Annotated in this window: 2 protein-coding genes; both read left to right on the top strand. The window is 78.2% G+C overall.

The genetic code is table 11. From position 1 onward, the window contains the following. The first annotated feature begins 80 nt into the window (after positions 1–80). Positions 81–1,235 carry a glycosyltransferase gene (locus ADK60_RS21205; RefSeq protein ID WP_053648120.1) on the top strand — a complete coding sequence of 385 codons (1,155 nt, stop codon included), beginning with the start codon at positions 81–83 and terminating at the stop codon, positions 1,233–1,235. 130 nt (positions 1,236–1,365) lie between these two features. Next, the coding region (locus ADK60_RS21200) for an SGNH/GDSL hydrolase family protein (protein ID WP_107094680.1) at positions 1,366–2,069 on the top strand (704 nt) is incomplete at its 3' end.

Raw genomic sequence — 2,069 nt, 5'->3', positions numbered from 1 at the left:
CCGACCGCAGGCCCCGTCCCGCCCCCGGCCGCGCCCCCGACCGCTCCGCCGACCGCCCCACTGACGGAGGAACTGCCCGCATGACCACCCGCCCGCTCCGGATCGTCCGGGTGGCCAACTTCGTCACCCCCGTCTCCGGCGGACTGCGGACCGCGCTGCGCCACCTCGGCGCGGGCTACCGGGCCGCCGGGCACACCCCCGTGCTCGTGGTGCCCGGGGAGCGCCGCGCCGTCGAGGAGGACGAGCAGGGGCTGGTCGTCACCCTGCCCGGCCCGGTGCTCCCCGGCAGCGGCGGCTACCGCCTGCTCACCGACCGCCGGGCGGTGGCCGCCGAACTCGAACGGCTCGCCCCCGACCGGCTGGAGGTCTCCGACCGCACCACTTTGCGCTGGACGGGCGGCTGGGCCCGGCGGCACGGTGTGCGCGCCGCGATGGTCTCGCACGAGAGCGCCGTCGGACTGCTGCGCACCTGGGGCCTGCCCGGCCCGCTCGCGGGGGCCGCCGCGAACCGGCTCAACGGCCGGACCGCCCGGTCCTACGACACGGTGATCTGCACGACGGACTGGGCCGCCGCCGAATTCCGCCGCCTGGGCGTGCGGAACCTCGCCCGCGCCCCGCTCGGAGTGGACCTCGCCACCCTGCGCCCGCCGGACGACGCCACCCGGGCCGCCGAACGCGCCCGGTACGCGGAACCGGACCAGGTGCTGCTGGTGCTCTGCTCCCGCCTCTCCACCGAGAAACGCCCCGAACTCGCGCTCGACGCCCTGGAGGCGCTCCGGTCCGCCCGGCCCGGCCCCGGGGCCGTGCTGGCGGTGGCCGGCACAGGCCCGCTGCGCTCCCGGCTCGCGGCCTCGGCCGCGCGGCGCCGGCTGCCCGTGCACTTCCTGGGCCACCTGGCCGGGCGCGCGGCCGTCGCCCGGCTGCTCGGCTGCGCGGACGTGGTGCTCGCACCGGGTCCGGTGGAGACCTTCGGCCTGGCCGCGCTGGAGGCGCTCGCCTGCGGCACCCCGGTCGCGGTCAACCGGGGCTCGGCCCTGCCCGAACTGGTCGGCACCGCCGGCGTGGCCGCCGAGCCGACCGGCGCGGGGTTCGCGGAGGCGGTCCACGAGCTCCTCGCCCGCCCCGAGGCGGCCCGCCGCGCCGCCGCCCGCGACCAGGCCGAACGCTACGGCTGGCCGACGGCGGTCGCGGCCTTCCTCACCGCCCACGGCGCGGCCCCGGTCACGGCCGGCTGAGGCACCGGACGGGCGGAGTGGGAAGTCGATCCCGCCGACTTCCCACTCCGACGCAGAGCAGGACAGCGGGTCCGCACAACAGCGACAGGGAACGGCCGGACCGGACGGTCCGGGAACGGTGGGAGGTGCGATGAACACGATCGCGGCAGTGGACGGGGACGGCGGAGGCGACACCGTACCCGGTGCCGCACGGGGAGCGGCCCGCCCGGGCGGGCGAACGACCGGCGAAGCGGTGCGGTTCGTCGCCCTCGGCGACTCGCTCACCGAGGGCATCGGCGACCCGATCGCCGACGGATGGCGCGGCTGGGCGGCCCTGCTCGCCCGGTCACTGGCCCCGCCGCAGACCGGGGTCGAGTTCACCAACCTCGCGCGCAGCGGCGCACTCACCACCGACCTCGGCACCGAGCAGCTGCCGGCGGCCCTCGCCCTGCGCCCGCAGTTCGCCGCCGTGGTCGCGGGCGGCAACGACACCCTGCGGTCCGGCTTCGACGTGGAACGCACCACCCGGGCCCTCGACACCGTCCTCGGCCGGCTCACCGACAGCGGCGCCGTGGTGCTGACGGCCTGCCTGCCGGACCCCGGTTCCCTGCTGCGGCTGCCCCGACCGCTCGCCCGCCCGCTCGCCCGGCGGATGCGCGCGGTGAACACCGTGGTGCACGCACTCGCCGTCCGCCACCGGGCCGTCCACCTGCACCTCGCCGAGCTGCCGTGGACGGCGGAGCGCCGACTGCTCAGCGCCGACCGCCTGCACCCGAGCGCCGAGGGCCACCACCTGATCGCCCGCGGGTTCCACGACCTGCTCGCCACCACCGACCACCCCCTCGGCCCCCCCGG

This window comes from Streptomyces sp. XY431 (assembly GCF_001279805.1).
Taxonomy (GTDB): Bacteria; Actinomycetota; Actinomycetes; order Streptomycetales; family Streptomycetaceae; genus Kitasatospora; species Kitasatospora purpeofusca.
Note: the sequence above shows the minus strand (reverse complement) of the source record. Positions and strands in the feature narration are given on the sequence as shown.

Coding starts and splice junctions, on each gene's coding strand:
- ADK60_RS21205 (WP_053648120.1), top strand. CDS start 81: ATGACCACCCGCCCGCTCCGGATCGTCCGGGTGGCCAACTTCGTCACC.